Annotated in this window: 3 protein-coding genes; all 3 read left to right on the forward strand. The window is 67.1% G+C overall.

Going from position 1 to position 2,280, the window contains the following annotated elements; genetic code table 11:
- Nucleotides 1-361 (forward strand): putative nucleotidyltransferase substrate binding domain-containing protein (locus tag VN419_RS09320; RefSeq protein WP_325646793.1); only part of this gene is annotated, 361 nt, incomplete at its 5' end.
- Nucleotides 362-424: 63 nt separating this feature from the next.
- A complete protein-coding gene (locus VN419_RS09325; protein WP_325646795.1) occupies nucleotides 425-1,063 on the forward strand; it encodes a hypothetical protein in 639 nt (212 codons plus the stop codon).
- A 227-nt stretch (nucleotides 1,064-1,290) separates the two neighbouring features.
- A complete protein-coding gene (locus tag VN419_RS09330; protein WP_325646798.1) occupies nucleotides 1,291-2,244 on the forward strand; it encodes a sensor domain-containing diguanylate cyclase in 954 nt (317 codons plus the stop codon).
- Nucleotides 2,245-2,280 lie beyond the last annotated feature (36 nt).

Consider the following 2,280-nt stretch of genomic DNA (forward strand, 5'->3'; position numbering starts at 1 on the left):
GCGCGGCAGCGTGGATGTGAAGCGCGGCGGCGTGTTCCCCATCACCCAGGGAGCCAAGGCGCTGGCCCTGCAACACGGCCTGGCCGAAACCGGCACCCTGGAGCGCCTGGACGCCCTGGCGCGGGCGGGCGGGCTGCCCCGGCAACTAGCGGAGGGCCTGCGCGAGGCCTGCTCCTTTCTGCAAACCTTGCGCATGCGCGCCCAGGCCGGGGCCATCGAGCGCGGCGAGACGCCGGGCAACGCCCTGCACCCGGAAGACCTGGGCAGGCTGGAGGCAGAACGCCTGCGCACGGCCTTCAAGCTGGCGGCGGAATTCCAGGCCCTGCTCTCCACAACCTTCGCCCTGCACCTGCTGGGCTGAAGCCGGCGCGGGGGCCATGCCCCAAGCCTTGCCATTTTCCCAGGCATTGCCTAGGGGTAGCGGATGGACCTGCGCGAAGCCCTGCCCATCCTCTTCTGCTCAAACCCCAAGGCCAAGCTCATGGCCTATCTGCTCACGCTCGTGCTCATCACCATCTTCGCGGGCGGCTTCTCAGGCTTCGTATTCCTGCTCGTCCCCCTTGGTCTGGATGTCTACGGGGCCTTTCTGGTGAAGGACAACCACAAGGCCTTCCAGGAGGACGTGCTGGAAAACCTGGAGGCCGAGTGCCTGCGCGCCTGCGGCGTGACCAAGGCCCAGCCGCACTATCCCTTCAGCGAGGTCACCGGGCAGATCGCCCACTGGATGCTCAAGGAGCTGAAGGCCGACGCCAGCGTGAGCGTCATGGCCCCCAAGGACGACTTCGTGGTCATCGCCAGCCGCAAGGGGCGCATCTTTCCGCTGCGCTCGTACTTCCCCGTGGTCTACCACACCGAGGACGCGGGCACCCGCGACGTCTACTACTCGGACATCAGTGCAGTGGAGCTCTCCGGCAAGGTGCTGACCATGACCACGGCGGCCGGCGAGGCCGTCTCCTACACCGGCCAGGGCGACAAGGCTGCCCAGGCTGCCGAGCACATCCGAAACCGCCTGCGCGAGTTCAAGTCGCGCAGGCCCCTGCCCGAGGCCGACCAGGCCGGATGAACCTGCTGCCGAGCGTGGGCATCCCGACGCGACCGGCCCGCCACATCACCGGCAGCCTCCCAGGCGCAGAGCGGGAAACCCGGCCTGCGGCGGGTGCCCCCTGCTGCGCCGCCCCTGGACCAGGCCTTCACCGGCACCCGCCCGTGTTGTTTCGCTGTGTTGCGCTATCGCGGCGGAACAGATATACGTAATGTGCAGAGCAACACTTTGGAACGAGGTGCTGAGCCGTGAACCCGCGCGACCGTCTCCCCCCCCTGCGCCTGAAAGGGCTGGGAGTGCTGGGGCTTTTACGCCTGTACAGCGCGCTTTTGCTGCTGCTGCCGGTGCTGCCCCTGTCGCTGTACTGGCTGGCCTCGCACCTGGAGGCCCTGCCCATAAGCCTGGAGTGGCTGCTGGGCATATGCATCACGCTTGTGGTGGTGTTTTCCGCCCTCCTGGGTCACGCCATCGCCCGAACCATCCTCGACCCCTTGCGCCTGCTGGTGCAGGGGGCGGACAAGGTCCAGGACGGCGAGTACGGCCATGTCATCGACCCCGCCGCCACGCAGGACGCACCCATCGAGTTCAAGCAGCTGGTGCGGGCTTTCAACCGCATGTCCACCACCGTGCTGGAGCACATCGAGACCATCCAGACCACCTCGCGCACGGACCAGTTGACGGGCATGTGCAACCGCCGCCACCTGATGTCCGAAGGCTACCGCATCCTGAGCGTGGCTCTGCGCGCGGGCAAGCCCTGCTCCTGCCTGATGATCGACATCGACCACTTCAAGGGCGTGAACGACTCCCACGGCCACCCCGTGGGAGACAGATACCTCATTCACATCAGCGGGTGCATCGCCACGGCCATCCGCGAATCGGACATGGCCGCCCGTTATGGTGGGGAGGAGTTTGTTGTGCTAGCGCCCAACGCCTCCCTGGCCGAGGCAGCCACCCTGGCCGAGCGCATCCGCGAAATGGTGGCCGCTACCCCGCTGAAGCTGGGCGACGTGGTGCTGAACAACACCGTGAGCATCGGCGTGGCCGAGTACTCCCCGGAACCGCAGTTTGGCGCCAGCATCCTGGAGGACATGATCGAGAAAGCCGACAAGGCGCTGTACCGGGCCAAGCAAAATGGCCGGAACCGCGTGGAGACCTGGCCCTTCCCCCAGCAGGAAGGCGACGCGCCGCCCGATTGCTGCTGAGTTCCCCGTCCCGCTCCCCAATTGCCGCCCCCTTGC

Source organism: Humidesulfovibrio sp. (assembly GCF_035560995.1).
Taxonomy (GTDB): domain Bacteria; phylum Desulfobacterota; class Desulfovibrionia; order Desulfovibrionales; family Desulfovibrionaceae; genus Humidesulfovibrio.

Excerpts from the sequence above, each read along its gene's own strand:
- VN419_RS09325 (WP_325646795.1), top strand. The coding sequence starts at position 425 with ATGGACCTGCGCGAAGCCCTGCCCATCCTCTTCTGCTCAAACCCCAAG.